Here is a 25,872-nt window from a genome sequence, read left to right on the forward strand (position 1 = left end):
ATTAAAGCCAGTACTATGAAAAACACAACATTTGAAAATATATTTGACGCTTACCAGTTAGTAAGTGGCGCTAAAATAAAAGCAAAGAACTACGATGAAATATTCGAGCTGGGCGCTTACGATGGTAATAAACGGGGTTATACACTCTATGCTTTTGAGAACGGCGTAAGGTTTGACGATTTTAGTGTGATTATTTCCGAAAAAGAACTGATGAACAACTATCAGATTGAAAAAATTAAAGTAAATCAGGCGGCGTAAGCTTCCTGAAGAGCGCCGTTACCATAAACCTGAGTGCATTTGTACGTGCAGGTAATACCTTATCCCTCAGGTATGCAAAATGTAATGGCGCTTATTTATTAAACGAAAAAAAGGTAAGCGCTTGCTTACCTTTTTTTCGTTATGTCTTATTTCTTGTAGGATATTTTGTAAATGTATCCTTTGGAATCATCAGTTACATACAGTGACCCATCTGGCCCCTGTGCTAAGCCACATGGGCGGTGCTGTGCAGCACCTTTTGCGGTATTTTGAGGCGAGCCTGAAAAATTATCCGCAAAAACTACTCCGTCGCCACTTGGCTTGCCATCTTTAAACACTTGGAATACCACATAATAACCTGCCTGTGGTTCCGGTGCGCGGTTCCATGATCCGTGGAAAGCTATAAAAGCGCCGTTTTTGTATTGTTCGGGGAACTGGCTGGCTGTATAAAATAGTAAGCCGTTAGGAGCAAGGTGGCCAGGGTAAGCCGCTACCGGATCAATAAACTTGCTATCACCTTCTTTTTTGCCATCGCCACCATATTCAGGGGCCAGCATTTTCTTTTTCTGCAACTGATCGTAATAAATATATGGCCATCCGGCGTTATCGCCTTTTTTTAGCGCGTACATACATTCTGCAGGCAACTCGGCTTGCTGTTGAACGGTGTACAGGTCAGGAAATAAATCGTGCAAACCGTCGCGGCCATGTTGCATCACAAACAATTGGTTATCCTGCTTATTCCAGTCGAGCCCTACCACGTTGCGTAAGCCGGTGGCATAGTGCACACCATCTTTATAAGTTTGGTTAGGCTTGTCGGCTTTAAACTGCCATATACCGCCTGCCGAATCTAATATAGGGCAGTCTTTTTGTCCCAATGACCCTTTTTCCCTGTCTTTTATCTGGCATGAATTAGAGTAAGCACCAATATTAGTATATAAGTTACCTGCATCATCCAGTACTATTGATTTTGATTCGTGCTGATGACGGTCGATCAACCCGGTCACAATCTTTTCAGGTTTTGATGGGTCTATTACTTCATCTTTATCGTTGAGCTTATAGCGGTAAATATCCTGGTTAGATGAAGCGTACAAATAGCCATTTTTAATGGTGATACCGGTACCGCCGTAGTCGCCGAAACTGGCTTTCACTTCAGCTGCACCATTGTTTTCAACAAGCATTAAAATGCCTTTGCCATCCTTAGGCTGGCCAAGTTTAACGTAAATAACTCCCTTTGGCGATACCACGATATGGCGTGTACCACCCAGATCTTTTGCAATAACCGTTGCCGTGAAACCATCCGGAACAGCTATGCCGGCTGCAGTTTTTGTAGTATCTGCTGAGCTTTTTAGGGTATCGTCAACAGCTGTTTTACTGTTATTGCTTTTACAGGCGTTAAACAGTACCGATGCTGATAGGGCAAGGGCCGGCAAAACAATTTTGAGTGTTTTATTCATGATATAAGATGTTAGTTAAAGTTGCACACAAGAATTGATTAGAAATAGTTCACCAAGTTAATAAATACAGTTGGCCTTAAATTGTGTTTGCTAATCATCTGCGTAACATTTTTAAGACGTTTGTTTTCGTAATTATATTTTAATTTATTACTGCCGTGAAAAATTAAATATTGATATATGGATTTGTAGTGATATTTTTTTATGAGTAATTAAACTCTATATATTCTCTGCCGTCATAAGTTTATAAAATTTAAAGTTATGAAAAGGTCAGTAATACTCTCAGCAATATTCTTCGGCAGCTTATTTTATTTACCGGCAAAAGCCCAGGTGTCTATACATTTTGGGTTTAACATACCTGCCAGGCCGGTTTATGCACCCGCCCCGCCACCACAACCCGTGATAGTTGATGATGACGACGATTATTATGATAACGGCGATGATTATTATTATCTGCCTGAGGTGGAGGCATATTACAGCGTACATCGCCACTGCTACTATTATCAAAATGACGGAAGATGGGTATCCGCCGCATATTTACCCGGTGCTTACCGCAACTATGACTGGCGAAGCGCCCGACGTTTTGAAGTAAGGGCCAGCAGACCATTCTTCAACCACGATTATTACCGGAATAAATGGGGTGGTAATTATTACAGAGGATGGGACTGGAGCCGCAGAAACGATGGCTACGCGAGACGTAACAATGATAACCGCTGGAACAACCAGGGTTACGACAGATGGAATGATAACCGTAACGGATGGAACAGACCGGATAATGATAACCGTAGTAACTGGAACAGACAGAACGACGGTTACCCCGGGGGTAACAATAACTGGAACGCTCAACCACGTAACAATAACTGGCAACAACCACAACCCGACAGAAGAAACGGCAATGATGACAGAGGCGGACGAGGCTGGGGCAGAAGAGATAACCCCGGTTTTGCTAACCAGCTTGCCGGGAACGGAAATGTCCCTACAGCCCGCGGCGCAAGATTCTAATGTAGATTTCAAAGCAAAGAGCCCTTCACTTCAATGTGCAGGGCTCTTTTGTTTAATAGATGCTTGCTGTAGTCAGTTTCTCAACATCTTCCGGGTTGAGGTTTAACTCCGTTGATCTGATCAGCTCATTTAATTGGCTGATGCTGGTAGCGCTGGCAATGGGAGCAGTAATACCGGGCCTTGCCATTAACCAGGCCAAAGCTACACTTGCCGGGCTGGAGTTATAAGTAGCGGCTACTTCATCAAGCGCACGTAGGATTAAAAAGCCCCTTTTATCAAGATACTTTTTAATGCCCGCACCTCTCTTGCTTTTATTCAGATCATTCTCGGAACGATACTTACCGGTTAAAAAGCCGCTTGCTAATGAAAAGTAACTAATAACACCCAGATTGTTTTCATGGCATAAGGCTTCATACTGGCGTTCATAATCCTGTCGGTCGTACAAATTGTACTCAGGTTGCAAGGTTTCATAACGGGCAAAACCATTTTCCGAACTTACCTTTAAAGCCTCACGTAACCTCTCTGCTCCATAATTTGATGCGCCTATTGCCCTCACTTTTCCTTCCTTTATCAAGTCTGTAAAGGTTTCCAAAGTTTCCTCAAGCGGGGTTTGCGTATCATCTTCATGTGCCTGGTAAAGATCTATATAATCAATATTCAATCTTTTGAGAGAGGCATCTATAGCCTCACGGATGTAAGTTTTTGATAATCCTTTTTTGTTATCAGCCATAGGCTTGCCCAATTTGGTAGCTATAACTACCTTATCACGCTTACCGCCTTGTTTAAGCCAGTTACCAATAATTGTTTCAGACTGGCCACCAACGCCGTTGTTAGCCCACCTGGAGTATACATCGGCAGTATCTATAAAGTCAAACCCGTTATCAACAAAAGCATCTAAAATATCGAATGATGTTTTTTCGTCGATAGTCCAGCCAAAAACATTACCACCAAAACAGAGTGGTGCAACCTTTATACCCGATCTTCCTAATTCACGTTTTTCCATTATACAGTTGTCTTGTTTATGCTAATTTGTTCGGCCAGTTCTTCAACCCAGGCAGAAAAGTAAGGTTCTGAACCGCCTATGCGTTCCCAATAGCCATGTTCGTTTTTAGCTATAGTTAGCTCCAAACTGTCATCTATCGCTTTAAAAGTATAAATCCCGTTGCCGGTTTCTGTAACCCAGCCGTCAACAGTGGTGTCAGAGCCGGTTAATGTTGCTTCAAATTGTTGTGCCATATGCTATGTTTATTAAAATAACAACATGTCATAGTTTGTGTTTGCTGTATTAGTTGTTAAACTAAAAAAGCGGCATGTGCCGCTTTTTGTATGATCAGGAATATTGTGTGTTACCAACCGGGTGTAAAGTTAAGGCCGAAAACACCGGTTTTAACATCTGTGCGGTTAAATGGTATGGCATAATAAGGTTCAAGAATTATAGCGCCAAAAAGGTTAATCCTTATTGATATCCCGGCACTTAAAGCAGGCACACGGCTATAAACGGTGGTGGGCTGCTGGTTACCATTAGCATCAAGTATGGGGTCGCCATTGCGGTTACGTAGCACATCATTACGCACAAACTCCGGGTTGGTTGTACCAAGGGTAATTTTGTCGCCGGCATTCCATGCCAAACCGGCGTCAAAAAACAGATTAAGGTCTGTAAACAGGAATTTAGATTTAATAGCCGCCAGCTTTTCGGGGCCTGTAAATGGCAGGCGTACTTCAAAATTGGCTACGGCTATACGGTTTCCGGATAATTGGTCAATAGTGAAATTATTGGTGCTGGTTTTATTGGCGTTATAAAAAGTTTGCGACTCATAACCGCGAATAAGGAACGGATACCCAAGGTATAAGGGGTACAGATTATTATTAGTGTTACCAAAACGCCCGTAACCATACAGCCTCGCCGCTAAAGTTACCGGGGCCATCCGCACGTATTTACGCAGGTCGATAGTAGGAGAGAAGAACTGATAACTACCTACATTATACTCTGCTTCGAGCCTGAAACGGTGGCCGCCCAGTGGGGCAGCTATACCAAAATAAGAATCGTCGCCAACAATGGCCGCGCTGGTACCATACACCTGGAAAGCACGCAGGTCAACACCAGTTTCTGAAAGAAACTCTTCCCTCGAAATCTTATGTTTTTGGAAATCTACCTGGTAACCAATATTAGTAACCTGGTTTCCCTTACCATCATCAACTGTTTGGTAATTGTAGTAGCTACTATACCTGTCTACCCGGTATGAGTAGCGTGACGCGGTTGCGCCAAATTCCGCTCTTAATGTACGTGAGAAGGGATAGGAAGCTACACCTTGTAAGGCGTCCTCAAAAGTGCGAATAATGTCCGTACGTTCTTCATAAACAGGTGTATTGGTGCCGTTTATGCTACGTGTTGTGAAAGCAGCGCTGTACATACCCGATTGGTAGGGGATATGTGAAGCGCCTGCCCCTAAAGTCCAGCGGCCTTGTTGATTAAGATAAAGTACAGAGGCGCCAAAATCATAAATAGCGCCATTTACGGATGCTCCGGCGTATATTTGGTTACGACCCAGTATATCGCTGAAAACGCCCATGATACCACTTGATAACCCTGCGCCGTATACGCTGTTTACGCCCACACCCACACCGCTGCTGGCCAACGCGTCCAGCTTAAATTTAGGGCGATAAGGTATACTGCGAATAGAATCGGTCGGGATTTTACGATATGCAAGGTAATTGTTCAGATTGCTGTTGATCAGGTCAACCCCGACAGCCTTTGTAGGAGGAAGCATAGCCGCAGTAAAATCGGTTTTACCGGGTTCAACCGTTATCGCATTAAAGTCGGATGCTTTGGCATTATACACCGAATATTTTTGCGAACGGTAATAAGAGTAAACCACATCATCATGATCAGAAACACTTAAGGCAGGCGAAAACTCCGTTATACCGCATATCCCGGTGAATAACTCAGTAAGCTGTTCTACCTTACCCGTGGTAAAGGTGTACCGGTAAAGATTGCGGAAACCATCCCTGTTTGAAAGGAAATATACCTGCGTATTATCTGCCGAGTATTGCGGGTTAAGGTTATTGGCTCCGTTAAATACATCAATATTAGTTATTTTACCTGTTGCAAGATCCAGCTCAGCCAGGTTAAAAGTAATGTCTTGCGAAAGTGATTTATCATAAGTAGCGCGGTCGCTGCTGAATATGATGTGTTTGCCATCCCGCGAAAAATCGGGCTGATAATCTGAATATTTATCGTTAGTGAGCTGCTTAACCTGCTTGGTGTCGAAGTTATACAGGTATAAGTCGCTTTGTCCTTCAGACATCCCCTGGAAAACTACGCTCTTACCATCCGGCGACCAGGAAAGGTTGCTGAATTGCTCGGCCTTACCCATTGATACATCATCCAGTATTTTACCATCCGGTACGCTTACTATAAGCATCCTGTTTCGGCCTTTGGCAAATACGCTGAACGCGAACTTACGCCCGTCAGGCGACCATGTACCAGCCGACTCGATGAAATTAAATTCATCGATGTGTGTGTTTGATATTTTGCTGGTGAGCTGTTTAATAATACGGCCTGTTTTAGCATCGGCCAGGTAAAGATCAATACTGAATAAATTTTTTGAAGATAAAAAAGCCAGATAACGTCCATCAGGGCTCACAGAAGGAGCTACGGTTAAGTCGCCACCTGCTTTAGCGTCAATTACCCGTAAGCCGATCGGTTTTTGTACGGTGTCTTTAAGAAATGGCTTGTAGGTATTGATAATAGAGTTTTGCCATAACCGCGATAAGGTTTTATCATCGTATCCAAAAGTTCGGCGTATGCCATATTGCAGGCCATACCGGGCAACATTTTTAAAGAAAGGCACAATGATGGTATCGCCATAGGTTGACCCTAAGAACGACCAGAAGGCTTCGCCATAACGGTATGGGAAATATTTATTGCTCTCGGTAAGATCCTTAACGGTAGGTATATCCTTGTTCAGATACGCATCGCGCATCCACATAGCGGTGTAAGCATCTTTTTTTCCTATAGAAAGGTATTCGGCCATCCCTTCTATCATCCACAATGGCAGATTGTTGATATTCTCAAAATTTGCTGAATCGCGTCCCAACAAAGTGTGGTATTGAAAAGCATGCACCAGCTCATGCCCCAGAACATGGCGCGTGGTTTGGTTGGTTTCCATTATTGGCATTACTACCCGGTTTTTTAATCCTTCGGTAACACCGCCGGTACCTACGCCAATTTCGCCATCAATAGCGGTAGTTTGCTGAAAATCGGGGTGGTTAGCATATAGGATAATGGGATTAGGTTTATTAAATGTATCTCTGAAAACCTGCTGATGCAAAGTATACCACAGTTCGCTTTCCTGTGCGAACCGCTTGATCAGGCTGTCATTCCTGAGATAATAGTAAATTTCAAAATGCGGAGTTTTGTATACCTTAAAATCGAGCTTTTTATATCTAACCTTGTTTTGCCCGAAATATTGGGCGCTTGCATGTTGCGAAAACGATACCGCAACAAAAATGCATAAAGCCGCTATAACCGTTTTAAGATTTAAATTAAAAGGGAAACGTTTATTCATATAATTGTGATGTAGTAGCTTTATTTAATGAAAAATTGCTCCTTTTTCAAATTATTCCCGGCTAATTCCCGGCTGGCGTACCTTCAGGCTTTTCTTCGGGTTGTGGCACAGGCACTGGTGCAGCGGTAGTATCCATCGGCATCTCAGAAGTGTCTGACGATGTAGTATCCTCCCTGATCACCGGTGACGGACACATGTATTCCTTAGTGATTTTCACCCAGGGTTTCGGGAAAGGCCCGTAAGTGTAACCCGATTTAGGATCTGTATATACCTTTTCCATAAAGGCGCCAAATATCGGCAGCGCGGTATGTGAACCTTCACCTGTTTCTGATGAGGTAAAGTGTACGCTGCGGTCATCAGCACCAACCCAAATGCCTGTTACAAGGTCTTTGGTGATGCCCATGTACCATCCGTCAACATAATCAGATGATGTACCTGTTTTACCGCCTATCTGATTGTTCTTTTTCCAAAGTTCAGGATATTCCCAAAGCGCTTGAGATGTGCCTCCGGGTTCTTCCATTCCTCCGCGGAACATATAAAGCATTAGCCATGCGGTTTCTTCGCTCAAAACACGTTCTGTTTTCAGCTTAAATTCTTTTATAAGATCGCCATCCTGGTCGGTGATACGTTCAACCAGTATCGGATCAACTTTTTCGCCTTTATTTAAGAAAGTACTGTAGGCGCGTACCATCTCATAAACCGATACATCATTTGAGCCCAGTGATACCGAAGGAACAGATTTTAAATAGCTTTCTATACCGATCTTGTGGGCATATTCCACAATTTTGTCCCATCCAACACGCTCTGTAACTTGTGCGGTTATAGAGTTAACCGATTTACCCATTGCCCAACGTAACGACATTTCCCTGTAGGAGAAATGGAAATCGGCATTCTTAGGCTCCCATACATCATCCTTTCCTTCATCTTTAAATTTGATAGTAACCGGCTTATCAGTAAACTTATCGCAAGGGGTAAAACCATTATCTATTGCTGTTACATATGCAAACGGTTTAAAGGTTGAGCCTGCCTGGCGTTTTGCCTGGTTCACGTGATCATAATTAAAGTACTTATGGTTAATACCACCCACCCAGACTTTAATTTTTCCGGTTGATGGCTCCATGGTCATCATGCCGGTATTAAGTATTTTGGCGTAATATTTTATCGAGTCGACAGTAGAGAAGGTCGTATCCTGATCGCCTTTCCAGGTAAAAACGCTCATGCGTTTCTTTTGATTAAAATACTCGTTTATTTTACTGGTATCGCCGTTATACTTTTTACTAAGTAGCTTGTAAATAGGCAGGCGCTGTTCGTTCTTAAGGATAAAGTCTTTTATCTCCACGCCTTTGCTATCGCGCCAGGGGTTTTTATTTCCCCAAAGGTTGTTAAAGCGTTTTTGCAGCATCTTCATTTTTTGAGCTACAGCTTCCTCAGCATATTGCTGTAAACGGGAATCAATAGTCGTGTAAATTTTCAAGCCATCCTCGTAAAGGTCATAGTTGTTTTCCTTGCACCACTTGTCCAGCCATTTCTCAACGGCATGGCGCAAGTACGAATCGCCCGATCCGGTGTTATCAATATAACTCAAATCCAGGGCTAAAGGCTTTTGTGTTTCAGCTTTAAATTCGGCAGGTTTCAGGTAACCATATTTTTCCATCTGCCCCAAAACCACATTACGGCGCTCAAGCGAACGCTGGGGATTGGTGCGCGGATTGTAAGTTGAGGTAGCTTTAAGCATACCTATTAATGTAGCTGCTTCTGCCGGGCTTACAACGTTAGGCATTTTATTGAAATACCTTAAAGTAGCCGTTTTTATACCGAAAGTATTATTACCGAAAGGTACTGTATTTAAATACAGGGTTAAAATTTCTTCCTTACTATATTGGCGTTCAATTTTAAAAGCAGTGAGCCACTCTTTGCACTTAAAAACAATGGTGCGTAACACTGGTATATGGCGTATAAAGCCCTGTGATTTGCGCTTACGTGTACTAAATAGGTTTTTAGCCAACTGTTGCGTAATGGTACTGCCGCCACGTCTGTCGCCTTTTGCGGTAGAAAGCAAGCTACCGGTAAAGCCAATAAAATCAACACCGTTATGCTTGTAAAAGCGTGCGTCTTCTGTAGCTACCAGCGCGTGTATAATGTAGGGCGATATGGCTTTATATTCAACCGGTGAGCGGTTTTCTTTGTAAAAACGACCTATCAATTTTCCATCGGCGGTGTAAACCTCTGATGCCAGTGACATGGAAGGTTGCTTAATATCCTTCATATCAGGCGAATAGCCAAATAGCCACAGGAAATTGAGCTCTATAGAGCAAAAGAAAATGATAATAGAATATATGAAGATGATAAAGTATCTTAAGTACCGGTTCTTTATTTCTCTGAACATTGGGTAAAGATGAAAAATTATACGCCCAAATCATAGCTGAGCGCAGCTAAAAGTTAACAACGCAATTTTAACAAGTAAATTTTAAGTTAAAGATATCCGGCCAAAATATTTGCAACAGATACATATTTGTACAATTGCATAGAAGTAAACCATGCTGATATTGATGTGAGATATGTGGAGTAGACGGTTTAACTACCTTGTTTCGGGACCTAATAAAAGCGGATTTTATATTTCATTACATCTACTAAAAATCTTTTACTCAGTAATTAATTGCTGATGATACAATTGATTTATTGGCTTTTAATCAATAATATTGTTTATACCAATTAACCCACCCGGGCGCCCCATACCGGTTTAAATTTTAAAAATGGAAAACCTATCTGCTAACTTAAACTTAAAGGCCGTTGCCGGTAACACCTACGACGCTATCGTAGTAGGCTCCGGTATAAGTGGTGGCTGGGCCGCCAAGGAACTTACCGAGCTTGGGCTTAAAACATTAATGCTTGAACGGGGGCATAATTATGAACATATTAAGGATTATAAAACCGCGCAAAAAGCGCCCTGGGAGTTTGAGCACCGCGGTAATGTAACCCTGGCCCAACGCAAGGAAAGACCGGTTATATCACGTGGCTGGGGTGCTACTGAAGCTATTATGGATGCCTGGGTTGATGAAAAGGAAGCGCCCTACACCGAAGTAAAACCTTTTAACTGGTGGCGATCATACCGGATGGGTGGCAGATCCATTTTGTGGGGCAGACAAAGCTACCGCTGGAGCGACCTGGATTTTGAAGCGAACGCGAAAGACGGTTGGGCTATTGACTGGCCAATACGGTACAAGGATATATCTCCCTGGTATGATCACGTCGAAAAATTTATTGGTGTAAGCGGTTCTCTGGAAGGTATTCCTAATTTGCCGGATGGGCATTTCCTGCCACCAATGGAACTTAATGTGGTAGAAAAGGACGTAGCAGCAAGCATTAAGAAAAAATTTGGACGGCACATGATTATTGGCCGTTCTGCCAACATTACTATTCCTTATAACAACCGTACCAATTGCCAGTATCGTAACCGTTGCTGGGAAGGGTGTCCGTTCGGAGGGTATTTCAGTACGCAGGCATCAACGTTGCCCGCCGCGGTTAAAACAGGTAATCTAACGGTTAGGCCGCAATCTATTGTTACTAAGGTATTGTATGATAAAAATACCCAAAAAGCCAAAGGAGTAGAGGTGCTGGATACTGAAACTCATAAAACATATGAGTTTTATGCTAAAGTGGTTTTCCTTAATGCATCGGCGTTAAACAGTGCGTGGGTGCTGATGAACTCTGCTACTGACATATGGCCACAGGGCCTTGGCAGCAGCAGCGGTGAACTTGGGCATAACATTATGGATCACCATTATAACTTAGGCGCAAGTGGTTTGGTAGAGGGGTATGAGGATAAATATTATTTCGGTCGCAGGGCTAATGGGGTGTATGTAGCCCGTTTTGCTAATATTGGTAAAGATAAACGCGATTATCTTAGGGGTTTTGGTTACCAGGGTGCAGCAGGAAGAGAGGGCTGGAGCCGCGAAATAGCTGAATATGGTTTAGGTACCAAATATAAGGATTCTTTAAGCGAACCCGGCCCATGGACTATGGGTATAGGTGGCTTTGGTGAGCTATTGCCTTATCATGAAAATAAAATTACCCTCGACTCAAAAGTTAAAGATAAGTGGGGCTTGCCCGTACTCTCTATGGATGCGGAGATAAAAGACAACGAGCGTAAAATGCGTATTGATATTGTAAACGAAGCTAAAGCAATGCTTGAAGAGGCAGGCGTAAAACAAGTGGAAACGCACGACTGGGGCCATAATGTTGGCGATGGTATCCACGAAATGGGTACGGCGCGTATGGGGTTTGATCCCAAAACATCCGTCCTTAATAAACACAATCAGGTTTGGGATGCCAAAAATGTATTTGTTACTGATGGTGCCTGCATGACTTCATCAGCTTGCCAAAACCCATCGTTAACTTACATGGCGCTTACTGCCCGCGCGGCAAATTTCGCCGTTGATGAATTAAAAAAGGGTAACATATAATTAAACACAAAAAAGTCCGGTGATAGTACCGTTCACAATAAATGATATTATGAGAAAAAATATTTTAGTAGCGTTCATGATGATGTTAAGTGCTACGGTATTTGGTTTTGCCAAACCACGCGTGTTGGTATTTAGCAAAACAGCCGGCTTTCACCATGAATCTATAGCGGTTGGTGTACCTGCAGTTATTAAAATGGGTCAGGAGAATAACTTTGATGTAGACACTACCACGAACTCAGCATTATTTACCCTGCAAAATTTAAAAAAGTATAAGGCTGTCATTTTCTTAAGCACAACAGGTGATGTTTTAAACAATGAACAACAGGCAGCCTTTGAGCAATATATAAAGCAGGGCGGTGGTTTTGTTGGCGTGCACTCTGCAACAGATACCGAATACGTCTGGCCCTGGTATGGCAACCTGGTTGGTGCATATTTTAAAAGTCACCCCAGCAAACAGCAGGAGGCTGACCTGCATGTAGTTGACCGTAAATTTATTGCCACCAAACACCTGCCGGTAGTTTGGCGCAGGTTAGATGAGTGGTATAATTACAAATGGATAGCTAAGGGCCTGCATGTATTGATCACTATAGATGAAAAAAGTTATACCGGAGGCGAAAACGGAAGTAATCACCCTATGAGCTGGTATCATAATTATGACGGCGGACGCGCATTTTATACCGCATTGGGCCACACCGACGCCTCGTATAGTGAACCTTTATTCCTGAAACATCTTTTAGGCGGTATCAAATACGCTATGGGGCGGTCAAAGTAATTGATTAACACAAACAAAACAGAGAAGCCCGCCTATAAAAAGCGGGTTTCTCTGTTTTGTTTGTGTATCGTTATTCAAAACCACCATGGCGGTTAGCCTTAACCGGCTGCGGCCATTTTCCAGGCTGTCCGGTATTGCTATTAACCGGTAATTCAGCCTTATCTCTAGGAAACTTATTGGGGTCTTCTGATGCCATATAAACTAATATCGCGGTTAGGATAGCATTGCTGCGCAGGTCATCAAAAACAATTTTGTCATAGGTATCGCGGTTGGTGTGCCAGGTATAATTACCGTACGACCAACTGTTTGAGCCTAACGAAAAACCAGGAGCATCTGCGGCTACAAATGATGCAAAATCAGAGCCACCTCCGCCCGGCGAGCCCGGAAAGTTGGTTTTTATTTGATGGCGTATCGTATCAGGAACCGCTTCAAGCCATTTGCTGATAAAATCGCCGGCTTTAGCAAAGCCCTGCCCGCTGATGTTTACTACTCGGCCTGTGCCATTGTCCTGGTTGAATAAAGCCTGCAGGTTAGCCACAATTTCAGGGTGATCTTCCACAAAAGCACGCGAACCGTTCAAACCCTGTTCTTCACTTGACCAATGGCCAACCAATATGGTGCGTTTAGGCTTAGGATATACTTTCTTTAATATCCTCATAGCTTCCATCATGGTTAATGTGCCTGTGCCGTTATCTGTAGCGCCGGTAGCACCGTCCCATGAGTCAAAATGGGCCGAGAGCATTACATATTCATCAGGCTTTTCGGTCCCTTTAATTTCACCGATAACATTAAACGTAGGTACCGCTCCAAGCTCTTTAGATTCTGTTTGAATTGTAATACGTGGTTTTTCGTTATTTTCGGTAAGTCGATACAACAAACCGTAATCTTCCAGGGCAATGTCTACCGTAGGGATGGTTTTTGTATAAGCGGCGAATATCTTATCAACCCCAAAGCCCTGCGACCAATAATTGGTAATAATACCTGCCGCGCCCGCTTTTTCCAGTGCTATCGCAAGTGTTTTTGTAGTGTAACCAGTCTTTTTAATACGGTTTCTCCATGCTTCGGTACGTGCGGTACGTTCTTCCTTCATTTTGTCGAATGATCCTTGTAAAGCAAATTCTTTCCAGTTATCATCCGGGCGGCCGCTAACAGGATTCATAGATATCATCACAAATTTTCCTTTTACAGCCGGTAACCACTTTGCAAAAGCGGTTGAATCGGCAACATCGGCCAGTATAATAGTTTCGGCGGTTACCGGTTTTTTCATACCCGGGCTCCAGGCAAGCTGCGTACCTTCAATACTATGTATACGTGGGTACACCATATCGATGTGCGATATACCGCGTTCCCAACCGCGCCAGTCGCCCCATTTTTCCTGTCGTGCGGTAATACCCCAGCTTTTATACTTGTCTATAGCCCATTTACCGGCTTTGTCAAATTGAGGTGTACCTACCAGGCGGGGGCCTATGCCATCCAGCAATTCATGGGCAAGTGTTGGTAGTTGTGAGTTTTCGGTAGCTTCTTTTACAATATCGCTAACCATGGTATTGCTGGTTTGCGCGTAGCTTACGCTGCTCATGCAGATACCGGCTACAAAAAATAGTTTGTTAAAGTTCTTCATGTTTATTGTTGATATAGGGCTAAGTATGCTAATGTACATTTAATCTGTTAGCGCGAGGATTGACCTTCTGTAACATTTACATGGAAACAAGATGTATCAATACGCTTATGTACTGCTAAACAGATACATGCGAATTTATTTTTGTAATGTCCAGTACAATTCTTCCTGTATCATCGCGCTCAAACATAGGCACAAATTTGGCATACCAAACCATATCAGAAGTTTGGTAAGCCGTACGCGAATGCACGGTTTGTGAGAAAGTATCATCAAAAGCGCTAAGCAAAACAGCAAAGCTGGCATCTGTTTCCTCCAATTCTTTACGACTCATCTTCGCCAGCGGGCTACTATCATTTAAAGGGTGTACCACGGTCCAGTTTAGGGTTAACATACTTACATTGCGCCGTTCCAACTCTAAGGGAAAGAATTGCCTTATAGGTTTACCGTCAATAACTTTGTTATAAGAAAATATCACTTCTATACCAATATCAATAAGTACGTTACGGCGTATATTGCAAAGCCTGAACATAATACCTTGCTGGCCGTCTTTATAGGGTGCAACCAGCAGATTTTCGCTGTAAATGATCTTGGCAGAAGGTTTCGAAAACCGCCCATAAAGTAAACCGGTTGCCAGCGCGAAGGCCAACAGACCCAGCATGGATTCAAAAGCCGCAACCGTATTGGCAACAACACCTTTAGGGCTAATGTGACCGTACCCAACTGTGGATATGGTTTGCGCGGAAAAGAAAAAAGCGTCTAAAAAATGGCTCATACCATTTTGGGCAGCAGTTCCATCTAAACTTTCTTTTCCTATGAGTACATAAATAACAGCGAAAATCAGGTTAGTAACCAGGTACCCACTCATTACCACTATCCAAAACTTTGTCCAGCTCATGGTAATAAGCATATGGTAAGTATCGGCAGTGTTAAGGCGTGAAAGACCCTTTCGTTTAACATTAACGGAGCCATCCTTATTTAATAACGGCTGACTTTTGATGACGGGTTGCGGGCCAAACCCCAGATCATTTTCAGGATTTACTTTTTGCTCAGTTATGGACATTATAAAACAATAGCTTTAAGGCATAAATATAATCATGTACCCATTTATCATTTGCAAATGGTTAAAACAATTTACATATTTGCCAACAAGTAATGAAAATACAATTGAACAATAACTGGTGGTGGCTTAACGATATATCGTAAGGCAACCTCATTTTTGTTTTTATAATAAATAGATACACAGAAGGGTTGCCATATGGCAGCCCTTTTTTATTTAAGTAAAATTTGTCCGGCTGATACGCATGCGGCTGGTTTGTAGATTATGAAAGAGATACTTAATCATTTATTTGAACACAAAACGTTTACCCGTGAGCAATCAAGGGGAATTCTAAAAGATATCGCTCTCGGGAAATTTAACAATTCTCAAATGGCAGCTTTCATGACGGCTTACTGCATGCGCAGTATTACCGTTCAGGAACTTGAAGGGTTTAGAGATGCCATGCTGGAGCTTTGCCTGCCGGTTGATCTGGGCGGCGGTGAATTTATTGACCTATGCGGAACAGGAGGCGATGGTAAGGATACGTTCAATATTTCAACACTTGCCTCATTTGTTGTAGCCGGAGCAGGTTACAAGGTGGCCAAACATGGTAATTATGGTGTGTCTTCCGGCTGTGGATCATCAAACGTGATGGAGCATTTAGGCTATACTTTTACTAATGATGCAGATGCCTTAAAACGCAGTGCAGAAAAAGCCAATATTTGTTTTTTGCATGCTCCTTTATTTCACCCGGCTATGAAAACCGTTGCGCCAATACGCCGCGAATTAGGTGTGAAAACATTCTTTAATATGCTTGGTCCGCTGGCAAATCCGGCAAAGCCGAAAAACCAAATGGTAGGTGTGTTTAACCTGGAGCTGGCCCGTATATATGCTTACCTGTATCAAAAATCTGGTGTAAAATACACCATATTAAATGCGCTTGATGGTTACGACGAAATATCCTTAACCTGCGATTTTAAAACTTTTTCATCAGAAGGGGAGCGGGTTACCAGTGTGGAATCATTGGGTTTCGAGAAACTGAAAGAAGATCAGATCGCCGGCGGACATACCGTTGCCGAATCGGCAGACATATTCATGAAGGTACTTAACGATGAAGCTACAAGCGCGCAAACCAGCGTGGTGCTCAGCAATGCGGCAATGGCCATAAAAACCATTAAGCCGGAAAGTAGTTTTGCTGACTGTTTTTATGAAGCCGAAGAATCATTAATGAGTAAGAAAGCGCTTACCAGTTTTAAAACCCTTTTAGCCAATTAACATGAATATTAAGGTTTGCGGTTTAAAATACGTGGATAATATTGGGGAGGTAGCAGCTCTTGGCCCCGATTATGTAGGTTTTATTTGCTACGATCAATCGCCCCGCTATATGGCTGATCTGCCGCCAAATGTTACTGCTGTACCTAATGGCGTGGTAACCACTGGCGTTTTTGTAAACGAAGATGCCGATAAGGTATTTGAAATGATAGAGCGTTATGGTTTTAAGGCTATACAGTTGCACGGTACCGAAACACCAGAATATTGCTTGCAGTTTAAGGGCAAGGTTACAGTTATTAAAGCTTTTGGAGTAGATGCCGATTTTAACTTTGAGCAGCTGGAGGCTTACAAAGATGTTGTGGATTTCTTTTTGTTCGACACCAAGACACCGGCGCATGGCGGCTCAGGTGAAACATTTGACTGGGAGATGCTTGATCGTTACAAAATGAATGTTCCCTTCTTTCTTTCAGGAGGGTTAAGCCCTGATAATATCAGCGAAGTAGCAAAAATTAAACATCCCGCCTTTTACGGTGTTGACCTCAACAGCAAATTTGAGATAGAACCCGGGCTTAAAGACATTAGCAAGTTAAAGGAAGCTTTCGTGTTGTTACTTAACGAGTAGTGAACAATAATTAAGAAAAATAATATATCATTCGGATGAAATACGGAGTAAATGAACAAGGATATTACGGTGATTTTGGCGGAGCATACATTCCTGAAATGCTTTACCCTAATGTAGAGGAATTACGCCGCGAATACGTAAAAATTTTAGACGACCCGGATTTTAAACAGGAGTTTGACCAGTTAATGAAAGATTACGTTGGCCGGCCTTCACCTTTGTACCACGCTAAGCGTTATTCTGAAAAATACGGCGCCAACATTTTCTTTAAGCGGGAAGACCTTAACCATACCGGTTCACATAAGATAAACAATGCCATTGGGCAGATATTATTGGCTAAACGCCTTGGTAAAAAACGCATTATTGCTGAAACAGGTGCCGGTCAGCATGGCGTTGCCACAGCAACAGTTTGCGCCTTAATGGGTATTGAGTGCATTGTTTACATGGGCGAAATAGATATGGAGCGCCAGGCGCCTAACGTAGCCCGCATGAAAATGTTAGGTGCAACCGTGATCCCTGCAACATCGGGCAGTAAAACGCTGAAGGACGCTACCAACGAGGCCCTGCGCGATTGGATAGCCAACCCGGTTGATACACATTATATCATCGGCTCCGTAGTGGGGCCATACCCGTACCCGGAGATGGTGGCAAAGTTCCAGTCCATCATATCTGCAGAAACAAAGGTGCAGCTCAAAGAACACACCGGCAGCGAATTACCGCAATATGTATTGGCATGTGTTGGCGGCGGCAGTAATGCTATGGGCATGTTTTACAATTTCCTTGATGATGAAGAAGTTAAATTAGTTGCCGTTGAAGCTGCAGGCAAAGGGGTAAACAGTGGCCATTCTGCCGCAACCACTGCATTGGGGAAAGAGGGCGTATTACACGGCAGCCGCACTATTTTAATGCAAAGTGACGATGGCCAGGTTGTTGAACCTTATTCCATATCGGCCGGATTAGATTATCCGGGGATAGGTCCGCAGCACGCACACTTGTATAAAGTTAACCGCGCGCAATATGTGAGTATTACCGATGAAGAATCGTTAAATGCTGGTTTGCTTTGTTGCCAGTTAGAAGGCATCATACCGGCAATAGAAACTGCTCATGCCCTGGCCTATCTCGAAAAGATGACTTTTAAAAAGGATGATAATGTTGTGATCTGCATCTCGGGCCGTGGCGATAAGGATCTGAGTACCTACATTAAGCATTTTGGATATTAGGTGGTGAGGGTACCGTGGTGAATGGTGAGAGAAAAATGGTGAGTGATTGTGAACTTTACGTATTTATCAAAAGTCCATCATTCACCAAACTTATACCCCTCTCACCATTTCCTACTGACTATTCACCGCTCACTAATATGTATCATAAACGTACACATGCTGTCACACTTACGAACAGCGTACACTTTGCATAATTACTGTAAATATCTATAAATCAGCAATTTGTTATTTTGGTATAGCTTTTAACCTTGTTAGGCAAATACCGTCACAATGCTGAAAAATTACATCAAGATCGCGTGGAGAAATATTCTTCGCCATAAAGCTTATTCTTTAATTAATATTTCTGGTTTAACGGTGGGCATTGCTGCCTGTCTGCTCATATTTGTAATTTTACAATTTGAGACCAGCTACAATAAGTTCAACGCCAATTATAAAAACATTTACCATATCATATCCGAGCAAAAGAGGGACGGTAATATTGATTACAACCCAGGTGTATCGGTACCAGCATTAGAAGGGTTCCGCCTGGATATGCCGCAGGTAAAATTTGCCGCGGTAAACTCAAGCTATGGCAGCCAGTTCACTATTTTAAATAACGGAGAAAGCGTTTCTGCCAGCGACAAAAAATTTATTGAGCCGCTGGGCGTGATGTTTACCGAACCACAGTTCTTCGATATTTTTACCACCAAATGGCTTAGCGGCGATAAGAATGTTTTGGCGCAACCCAACATGGTGGTATTATCAAAAGCTACCGCCGATAAATACTTTGGCGACTGGAAGCAGGCAAACGGAAAATCTATCAAAATTGATAACGCAATAACTTTGCGTGTAGCAGGTGTTATCGAAGATATGCCAAGCAACACAGATATTCCGCTTAAAGTACTGGTATCATACATCACCTGGAAAAATGCCGGTGAGCTTTATGGTTACACAAACGAATGGGGTTCGTTAAGCAGCAACCACCAGATATTTGCATTGCTGCCTGCTAATATGTCAAAAGATGCTTTTCAAAAGCAGATAGACATTTTTACCAAAAAAGCCACTGAAAATAAAACCAACAGCACCCGCATACATATAGTACAACCATTAGGTGAACTGCATTTTGATACCAGGATCGGCAATACCCTGGGCGATCACCTAACCAGCAAAGCCACACTTAAAACCTTAGGGTTTATTGCTATTCTTATCATTTTAATGGCTTCGATCAATTTTATCAATTTATCCACCGCCCAATCAGTTGGCCGTTCAAAAGAGGTTGGCATACGTAAGGTATTAGGGAGCACGCGTTCACAATTAATTGCTCAGGTTTTAGGCGAAACGATGTTAGTGATCTTGTTCTCTATATTACTTGCATTAGCCCTGGCTAAAATAGCATTGCCGCACTTGAAGAATATTGCCAGTGTGCCGGATGATATTGCACTGTTAAGCGTGGGTACAGTTTTATTCCTGGTAACCACTTTTGTTGTTGTGGTTTTGCTTTCAGGTATTTATCCCGCATTGGTTGTTTCGGGCTTTAAACCGGTGCTGGCTCTAAAAAATAAAATAACGGCAGCATCTATTGGTGGTATTCCGCTACGCAGGGCATTGGTGGTAGCGCAGTTTGCTATTGCTCAATTGCTCATTATAGGTACCATTGTAGCCGTAAACCAAATGAACTTTGTTAACGAGGCCGATCTCGGTTTTAATAAAGAAGCGGTGATGATACTACCCGGCTATACAGATAGTATCAGCCTGAGTAAAATGGAATCATTCAAAGCTAATCTGCTTCAAAACCCGAATATTAAATCGGTAAGTTTTGCTTCAGATGCGCCATCATCAGATAATAACTCGGGCTCAAACTTCTACTTCAATAACTCCATGAAAGACCCCGACTTCAATACTTTCCTGAAGTTTGGGGATAATGATTATTTCAAAACATTTGGGTTAAAGTTAGTGGCAGGCAAAGGTTTCGCTAAAAGCGACACCGTTAATCAGTTTGTGGTTAACGAAACTTTTATACATAAACTTGGCATTAAAAGGGCAGAGGATGCTATAGGCAAAACCATGAAACTGGGTAGCGCCAAAACGTTCTCTCCAATTGTTGGCGTAGTTAAAGACTTTAAGACTAACTCGTTACGTGATGAAGTGAAGCCCATTGCTATCTCATCAAGAAAAGCATTATTATCGCAAACAGCTGTCAAAATAGAGACCAAAGGCCTGAGCAACACCGCTAAAGCTGTACAAAGCCTATGGGAAAAAACCTATCCTGAATATGCCTACAACGGCTATTTCCTTGATGAAACCATTGCCCAATTTTACAAACAAGAAAATCAACTGGCACTGGTTTATAAGCTATTTGCTTTTATAGCCGTGTTTATTTCATGCCTCGGTTTATATGGTTTAGTATCGTACATGGCGGTACAGCGTACAAAAGAGGTGGGCGTACGTAAGGTTCTTGGCGCATCGGTATTGAATATCGTGTTGCTGTTCTCCAAAGAATTCATGATCTTGATAGGTATATCATTCTTACTGGCCATACCTATAGCCTGGTATATGATGAACCAATGGCTCCAGAACTTCGTCTACCGCATACCACTAACCGCGGGTGTATTTATTTTGGCAATGGCAACCTCTATCATTATCGCTTGGTTGACAGTTGGCTATAAAGCAACTAAAGCGGCATTAGTAAACCCTGTTAAAAGTTTAAGAAGCGAATAATTACATCATGGAATAGATTGGGTTGTCTGCCAAGCTCCAGATAATTCAATAATATCTTATTACCAATTAAACCTATGCTAAAAAACCATTTTAAAATAGCCCTGCGTAACCTGTGGAAACATAAGGCATTTTCATTCATCAATGTTACCGGCCTGTCAATTGGCATTACCGCCTGCTTCTTTATATTCATGTACGTAGCTTTTGAACTAAGCTACGACAGGTTTAATACCAAGGCAGATCGTATTTACCGTTTGGTAACAGACATTAAAACACCATCCGAAACAATTAATACGGATGCCACCTCATGGGCTTTTGGGCCAAACATCAAACCGGAGTTTCCGGAAGTTGAGGCATTTGTACGGGTACAAAGGAGTGGCTTTCTAATCAGAAAAGATAATATAAAGTTTCAGGAAGATAACGCTATGCTGGCCGATTCTAATTTCTTTAAGGTATTTGATTTCAAACTCGTAAAAGGAGATATAAATACCGCGCTAATTAAACCGGCAAGCATCGTTTTTAGTGAAACTACAGCCAAAAAATATTTTGGCGATGCGGATCCTATGGGTAAAACAGTCCTCATGTCGGGCGATGGCGTGCCGGCTGTAGTAACCGGCGTAATGAAAGATATGCCGGGCAACTCGCAGATACATGCCGATCTGCTGATCTCGATGACCTCACTCACCCAAAAGTTTCGTCCGGATATTGATAATCAGTGGGGCAATTACGGCGCCAACACCTATTTGCTGTTGAAGCCGGGTACCAACTCTAAGCAACTGCAGGCCAAATTTGTGCCTTTTATAGAAAAACGGTATGGTAAGCAAGCACGCGAAAGTAAAATGTTTGCCACCCTTTTGCTGGAGCCGTTAAAAGATGTTTACCTGCACTCAACAAGGGGTGGACAGGAAGTTGGCAGTATCAGCAACGTATACATATTTAGTATTGTAGCAGTATTCATATTGCTCATTGCCTGCATCAATTTTATTAATCTTACTACAGCCCGTTCGGTAGAGCGTGCTAAAGAAGTGGGTATACGTAAAGTAGTTGGCGCTGCGAAAGGCGAGCTTGCGGCCCAGTTCATTGGCGAATCGGTAGTGTTGTGTATCATCGCTTTTTTTATAACGCTTGCGCTATCATCTATACTACTGCCTGTATTTAACCAGTTGGCAGGTAAAGTAGTAAGCCCTGGTGTATTCAGTAACCCATTAAATGTATTGGGGTTATTTTTGCTATCAGTAATTATTGGCTTATTAGCTGGCATTTATCCGGCGCTGGTATTATCATCTTTCAGGCCGGTTATGGTGTTAAAAGGCAGGTTCTCAAGCGGTACTAAAGGCAATTTGTTAAGAAAAAGCCTGGTGGTAGCACAATTCAGCATATCAATAGCGCTTATCATAGGCACCATTGTGGTTTATGATCAGATGAACTTTATGCAAAACCAGGACCTTGGCTTTTCAAAAGAGCAAACGCTTGTTTTAGATACAGATAATGATCCTGGGCAGGAGGCATTTAAACAGTCAATAAAAGACTTGCCGGGGGTAAAGGCCGTAACTTTATCTTCAAGCGTGCCGGGAAGCGGTCACAACGGCGCCTATTCTGAAATAGAAAATAATAAAGGCGATCTCCAGGTGGCTAACCTTGCCCTATACTTTGTTGATTTTGATTATATCAAAAATTATGGCCTTAAAATAATTGCCGGGCGCCCGTTCTCACGCGATTTTATGAACACAGATACTGCCCAAGCCATGATCATTAACGAGCAGGCTGCAAAATTATTTGGCTATGCAAAGCCTGAGCAGGCCATTGGCCGACGCTTTAAGCAGTGGGGCCGCGAGGGTAAGATAATTGGGGTAATGAAAGATTTTCACTACCACTCACTTCAAGAGAAGATAGACCCACTTACCATGCGTGTGGAAATGAAAGCATTTAACAAGGTTTCAGTTAAGATGAGCACTGCTAATTTACAGACAAGCCTGGCTCAGATTGAAAGCAAGTGGAAACAATATATTCCAACTAAACCTTACACCTATTTCTTTTTAGATGAGTTTTTTGACCGCCAATATCGCAGCGAACAACGCTTTGGCAAACTCTTCTTCAACTTTGCCCTCTTAGCCATAGCCATCTCTTGTTTGGGGTTATTGGGTTTGGCTTCGTACAGTACATACCAGCGCACCCGTGAAATAGGTATACGCAAAGTACTGGGCGCATCAACAAGTGGTATTGTTAATATGCTATCAATTGATTTTTTAAAGCTGGTGCTCATATCATTTGTAATAGCAACTCCTGTAGCCTGGTACTTTATGCACAAGTGGCTGCTTGATTTTGCTTACCGCATTCAAATACAATGGTGGGTATTTGCCGCTGCCGGCGTACTGGCAATAGTAGTGGCATTAACCACTATCAGCTTTCAGGCTATAAGGGCGGCTTTAACTAACCCGGTAAAAAGTTTAAGGAGCGAATAAAATTTAAACTATTAAAGAATGATACGTAACTATTTAAAAACAGCCTGGAGAAACCTGCTGAGTAATAAAACAACATCGTTTATTAGCATGGCAGGGCTTGCTGTGGGTATAAGCTGCTTTATGCTTTTAGCTACCTATCTGGTAAATGAGCTACGGTATGATACATTTAATAATAATGCCGGCAGGATTGTACGTGTTGCTTATAAATATCAGTCTCCAGATGATAAGGAACCAAGGGAATTAGCTGTTACACCTACGGCAACGGTTCCGGTTTACAAGCAGCAATTCTCCGAGATAGAAGATGGCGTACGCATTTTTAATTACTCAGGCAACGGACAGGTTACTGTTAGTTATGGAGATAAACTCTTTGCCGAAAAGCAAATGCTAACTGCTGATGACTCATTCTTTAAAATTTTCTCATTTAATTTTTTAGAAGGCAACGCGCAAAATGCCTTGTCAGATCCATCATCTATCGTGATCAGTTTATCTGCCGCGAAAAAGTACTTCGGTAATGAAGATCCGATGGGCAAGGTGCTTAAATTAAACAGCGATAAAAACCTTACCGTTACAGGTGTGATAGAGGATGTACCCTCATATTCTCAGATCAAATTTGATATGATAGCCAATTCGGTTATTGATCCGGGTACGAAAGATCTGCGCTGGAGTTCGGCAAGCAATTATTCGTACTTGTTGCTTAAACCGGGAACAAACAGGCAAGCCCTTTCAAAAAAAATGGATGCCTTCATCGCTAATATCATGAAAGGAGAGGGCCGCAAGGGTACAACACAGTACCAGTTAGAACCCCTAACAAAAGTACACCTTTACTCAAAGGCGTTATACAGTTTAGATACGCCCGGTAATCTGAATAATATTTACACACTTGGCGTAGTGGCGGTTATTTTATTGCTGCTGGCCTGTGTTAACTTTCTTAATCTGGTTACCGCACGATCTGCAGAGCGTGGCAAAGAAATTGGCGTGCGTAAGGTAATGGGCGCCGGTCGCGGGCAATTGTTTGTTCAGTTCATTATAGAAGCCGCGATCATAACATTAGTTTCGCTGCTCATTGGTATTATTATACTTTACCTTGCGCTACCAGGCTTCAGTACATTTACCGGCCAGCAACTCAGCTTGCATACATGGAATATGAGCTGGCTTGTAGGCGCGTTAGTGATTCTATTTGTTTTGGTGTCTTTTCTGGCGGGCACCTATCCTTCGCTTTACCTTTCAGCATTTAAACCTATAGCCACGTTAAAAGGTAAATCAACAGCTCAACCCGGCGGTAACTTACTACGCAAATCGTTGGTAGTATTTCAGTTTGTAGTATCGGTATTTTTTATCATCAGTACGCTGATAGCAGGTAATCAGTTAAAATATATGCAAACGGTAGATACCGGTATTAAACGCGACCAGGTAATTGTTATAAATATTGGCGGCTTGCCATATAATAAAATAGAAACCTTTAAAAACGATCTTAAACAACAAAGCGGTGTTGTAGCTACAACAGCGAGCTATGATTCGCCTGTTAATGTGCGTGGAGGTTACAGCATTAACGCTGCGGATGGAAAGCCTACCGATTACAGCCTGTCTGTAACCGCCATACCTATCGAAAAAGACTTTGTAAAGACCTTAGGAATTAAGCTGCTAACAGGCGAGGATTTTAACCTAAGTGATGAGAAGGCCGTGCAGGATACCGCATATAACAAACGTAAATACAGCTTTATACTCAATGAAACCGCTGTAAAAGCAATGGGCTGGAAACCTGAAGAAGCTGTAGGTAAACGTATAGGGCTTAACGGGCGTGTTGGTTTAATTAAAGCTGTGGCAAAGGATTTTAACTTCGCGTCGCTACACCAGGAAATTACGCCCATTGTGATGTTTGCCGAGTACGACTGGTTTGGTAAGTTACTGATCAAAGCATCAGCTAAAAACATGCAGCAAACCGTTACCGCGTTGCAAGGTAAATGGAAAGCTTTTTACCCTAATAAACCTTTTGAATATCATTTCCTTGACGAGGAGTATGAAGAGCTGTACAAAGCTGACCTGCGTACAGGTGCCATTTTAAAAGCTTTCACTGCTATAACTATTTTTATTTCATGTCTTGGTTTGTTTGGTCTGGCTGTATTCTCAACACGCCTGCGTACCAAGGAAATTGGTATACGCAAAGTATTAGGGGCAGGGGTAACCAATATTGCTGCATTAGTATCTTTTGATTTTATTAAGCTGGTGATTATCGCGGTTATCATAGCCTCGCCGCTGGCTTATTATGCTATGCATAAATGGTTGCAGGATTTTGCTTTTAGGGTGGAGATACAATGGTGGATATTTGCACTATCCGCAGCTTTTGCGGTATTTATAGCATTAGCTACAGTAGGTTACCAATCAGTAAAGGCGGCTTTAACCAACCCCATAAAAACACTTAGAAGCGAATAGCTAACCTCTA

Annotated in this window: 17 protein-coding genes; 10 read left to right on the forward strand and 7 right to left on the reverse strand. The window is 42.5% G+C overall.

The window, feature by feature from the left end:
* Nucleotides 1–15: 15 nt before the first annotated feature.
* Nucleotides 16–258, forward strand: coding sequence for a hypothetical protein (locus CKK33_RS10715; RefSeq protein WP_143822944.1), 243 nt, complete (start codon nt 16–18; stop codon nt 256–258).
* 146 nt (nt 259–404) lie between these two features.
* Here the strand turns inward: CKK33_RS10715 and CKK33_RS10720 are convergent, their stop codons facing one another.
* Nucleotides 405–1,709 (reverse strand): sorbosone dehydrogenase family protein, encoded by a 1,305-nt coding sequence (locus CKK33_RS10720; RefSeq protein WP_095704103.1) that lies wholly within the window; start codon nt 1,707–1,709, stop codon nt 405–407.
* Nucleotides 1,710–1,967: 258 nt separating this feature from the next.
* Between CKK33_RS10720 and CKK33_RS10725 the strand changes: the two genes are divergently transcribed.
* Nucleotides 1,968–2,708 (forward strand): hypothetical protein, encoded by a 741-nt coding sequence (locus CKK33_RS10725; RefSeq protein ID WP_095704104.1) that lies wholly within the window; start codon nt 1,968–1,970, stop codon nt 2,706–2,708.
* A gap of 52 nt (nt 2,709–2,760) precedes the next feature.
* On the opposite strand, the gene CKK33_RS10730 is transcribed toward CKK33_RS10725, so the two are convergent.
* The 4 genes from CKK33_RS10730 to CKK33_RS10745 all read right to left on the reverse strand — a co-directional run bounded on the left by CKK33_RS10730 (nt 2,761) and on the right by CKK33_RS10745 (nt 9,662).
* A complete protein-coding gene (locus CKK33_RS10730) occupies nt 2,761–3,711 on the reverse strand; it encodes an aldo/keto reductase (RefSeq protein ID WP_095704105.1) in 951 nt (316 codons plus the stop codon).
* Entirely contained in the window at nt 3,711–3,944 is a 234-nt protein-coding gene (locus tag CKK33_RS10735) for a hypothetical protein (RefSeq protein ID WP_095704106.1), read from the reverse strand. Before CKK33_RS10735 ends, CKK33_RS10730 begins: the two co-directional genes overlap by 1 nt.
* 110 nt (nt 3,945–4,054) lie before the next feature.
* The gene (locus CKK33_RS10740) at nt 4,055–7,276 is read right to left on the reverse strand and encodes a DPP IV N-terminal domain-containing protein (protein WP_095704107.1); all 3,222 of its coding nucleotides are present in this window, start codon (nt 7,274–7,276) and stop codon (nt 4,055–4,057) included.
* Nucleotides 7,277–7,337: 61 nt separating this feature from the next.
* Complete coding sequence (locus tag CKK33_RS10745) at nt 7,338–9,662, reverse strand: penicillin-binding protein 1A (protein ID WP_095704108.1); 2,325 nt, start codon at nt 9,660–9,662, stop codon at nt 7,338–7,340.
* A gap of 367 nt (nt 9,663–10,029) precedes the next feature.
* Here CKK33_RS10745 and CKK33_RS10750 point away from each other — a divergent pair, with 367 nt between their 5' ends.
* Both CKK33_RS10750 and CKK33_RS10755 read left to right on the forward strand, forming a co-directional pair.
* Entirely contained in the window at nt 10,030–11,739 is a 1,710-nt protein-coding gene (locus CKK33_RS10750) for a GMC oxidoreductase (protein WP_095704109.1), read from the forward strand.
* Between the two features lie 49 nt (nt 11,740–11,788).
* Entirely contained in the window at nt 11,789–12,511 is a 723-nt protein-coding gene (locus tag CKK33_RS10755) for a ThuA domain-containing protein (RefSeq protein WP_095704110.1), read from the forward strand.
* Between the two features lie 70 nt (nt 12,512–12,581).
* Here the strand turns inward: CKK33_RS10755 and CKK33_RS10760 are convergent, their stop codons facing one another.
* A complete protein-coding gene (locus tag CKK33_RS10760; RefSeq protein WP_095704111.1) occupies nt 12,582–14,132 on the reverse strand; it encodes a M20/M25/M40 family metallo-hydrolase in 1,551 nt (516 codons plus the stop codon).
* Nucleotides 14,133–14,247: 115 nt separating this feature from the next.
* Nucleotides 14,248–15,189, reverse strand: coding sequence for an ion channel (locus tag CKK33_RS10765; protein WP_095704112.1), 942 nt, complete (start codon nt 15,187–15,189; stop codon nt 14,248–14,250).
* A 261-nt stretch (nt 15,190–15,450) separates the two neighbouring features.
* Here CKK33_RS10765 and trpD point away from each other — a divergent pair, with 261 nt between their 5' ends.
* The 6 genes from trpD (at nt 15,451) to CKK33_RS10795 (ending at nt 25,862) form a co-directional block, all read left to right on the forward strand.
* The gene (gene trpD / locus CKK33_RS10770) at nt 15,451–16,440 is read left to right on the forward strand and encodes an anthranilate phosphoribosyltransferase (RefSeq protein WP_095704113.1); all 990 of its coding nucleotides are present in this window, start codon (nt 15,451–15,453) and stop codon (nt 16,438–16,440) included.
* A gap of 1 nt (nt 16,441) precedes the next feature.
* Entirely contained in the window at nt 16,442–17,059 is a 618-nt protein-coding gene (locus CKK33_RS10775) for a phosphoribosylanthranilate isomerase (protein WP_095704114.1), read from the forward strand.
* Between the two features lie 35 nt (nt 17,060–17,094).
* On the forward strand, nt 17,095–18,276 hold the full coding sequence (gene trpB / locus CKK33_RS10780; protein WP_095704115.1) for a tryptophan synthase subunit beta: 1,182 nt from the start codon (nt 17,095–17,097) through the stop codon (nt 18,274–18,276).
* Nucleotides 18,277–18,546: 270 nt separating this feature from the next.
* Nucleotides 18,547–20,973 (forward strand): ABC transporter permease, encoded by a 2,427-nt coding sequence (locus CKK33_RS10785; RefSeq protein WP_095704116.1) that lies wholly within the window; start codon nt 18,547–18,549, stop codon nt 20,971–20,973.
* A gap of 74 nt (nt 20,974–21,047) precedes the next feature.
* Nucleotides 21,048–23,432 carry an ABC transporter permease gene (locus CKK33_RS10790; RefSeq protein ID WP_095704117.1) on the forward strand — a complete coding sequence of 795 codons (2,385 nt, stop codon included), beginning with the start codon at nt 21,048–21,050 and terminating at the stop codon, nt 23,430–23,432.
* A gap of 18 nt (nt 23,433–23,450) precedes the next feature.
* Nucleotides 23,451–25,862, forward strand: coding sequence for an ABC transporter permease (locus tag CKK33_RS10795; protein WP_095704118.1), 2,412 nt, complete (start codon nt 23,451–23,453; stop codon nt 25,860–25,862).
* Nucleotides 25,863–25,872 lie beyond the last annotated feature (10 nt).

The organism is Mucilaginibacter sp. MD40 (assembly GCF_002288635.1).
Classification (GTDB): Bacteria; Bacteroidota; Bacteroidia; order Sphingobacteriales; family Sphingobacteriaceae; genus Mucilaginibacter.

Excerpts from the sequence above, each read along its gene's own strand:
- CKK33_RS10790 (WP_095704117.1), top strand. The coding sequence starts at position 21,048 with ATGCTAAAAAACCATTTTAAAATAGCCCTGCGTAACCTGTGGAAACAT.
- CKK33_RS10795 (WP_095704118.1), top strand. The coding sequence starts at position 23,451 with ATGATACGTAACTATTTAAAAACAGCCTGGAGAAACCTGCTGAGTAAT.
- trpB (WP_095704115.1), top strand. The coding sequence starts at position 17,095 with ATGAAATACGGAGTAAATGAACAAGGATATTACGGTGATTTTGGCGGA.
- CKK33_RS10715 (WP_143822944.1), top strand. The coding sequence starts at position 16 with ATGAAAAACACAACATTTGAAAATATATTTGACGCTTACCAGTTAGTA.
- CKK33_RS10735 (WP_095704106.1), bottom strand. The coding sequence starts at position 3,944 with ATGGCACAACAATTTGAAGCAACATTAACCGGCTCTGACACCACTGTT.
- CKK33_RS10775 (WP_095704114.1), top strand. The coding sequence starts at position 16,442 with ATGAATATTAAGGTTTGCGGTTTAAAATACGTGGATAATATTGGGGAG.
- CKK33_RS10730 (WP_095704105.1), bottom strand. The coding sequence starts at position 3,711 with ATGGAAAAACGTGAATTAGGAAGATCGGGTATAAAGGTTGCACCACTC.
- CKK33_RS10755 (WP_095704110.1), top strand. The coding sequence starts at position 11,789 with ATGAGAAAAAATATTTTAGTAGCGTTCATGATGATGTTAAGTGCTACG.
- CKK33_RS10750 (WP_095704109.1), top strand. The coding sequence starts at position 10,030 with ATGGAAAACCTATCTGCTAACTTAAACTTAAAGGCCGTTGCCGGTAAC.
- CKK33_RS10725 (WP_095704104.1), top strand. The coding sequence starts at position 1,968 with ATGAAAAGGTCAGTAATACTCTCAGCAATATTCTTCGGCAGCTTATTT.
- trpD (WP_095704113.1), top strand. The coding sequence starts at position 15,451 with ATGAAAGAGATACTTAATCATTTATTTGAACACAAAACGTTTACCCGT.
- CKK33_RS10720 (WP_095704103.1), bottom strand. The coding sequence starts at position 1,709 with ATGAATAAAACACTCAAAATTGTTTTGCCGGCCCTTGCCCTATCAGCA.
- CKK33_RS10740 (WP_095704107.1), bottom strand. The coding sequence starts at position 7,276 with ATGAATAAACGTTTCCCTTTTAATTTAAATCTTAAAACGGTTATAGCG.
- CKK33_RS10760 (WP_095704111.1), bottom strand. The coding sequence starts at position 14,132 with ATGAAGAACTTTAACAAACTATTTTTTGTAGCCGGTATCTGCATGAGC.
- CKK33_RS10785 (WP_095704116.1), top strand. The coding sequence starts at position 18,547 with ATGCTGAAAAATTACATCAAGATCGCGTGGAGAAATATTCTTCGCCAT.
- CKK33_RS10745 (WP_095704108.1), bottom strand. The coding sequence starts at position 9,662 with ATGTTCAGAGAAATAAAGAACCGGTACTTAAGATACTTTATCATCTTC.
- CKK33_RS10765 (WP_095704112.1), bottom strand. The coding sequence starts at position 15,189 with ATGTCCATAACTGAGCAAAAAGTAAATCCTGAAAATGATCTGGGGTTT.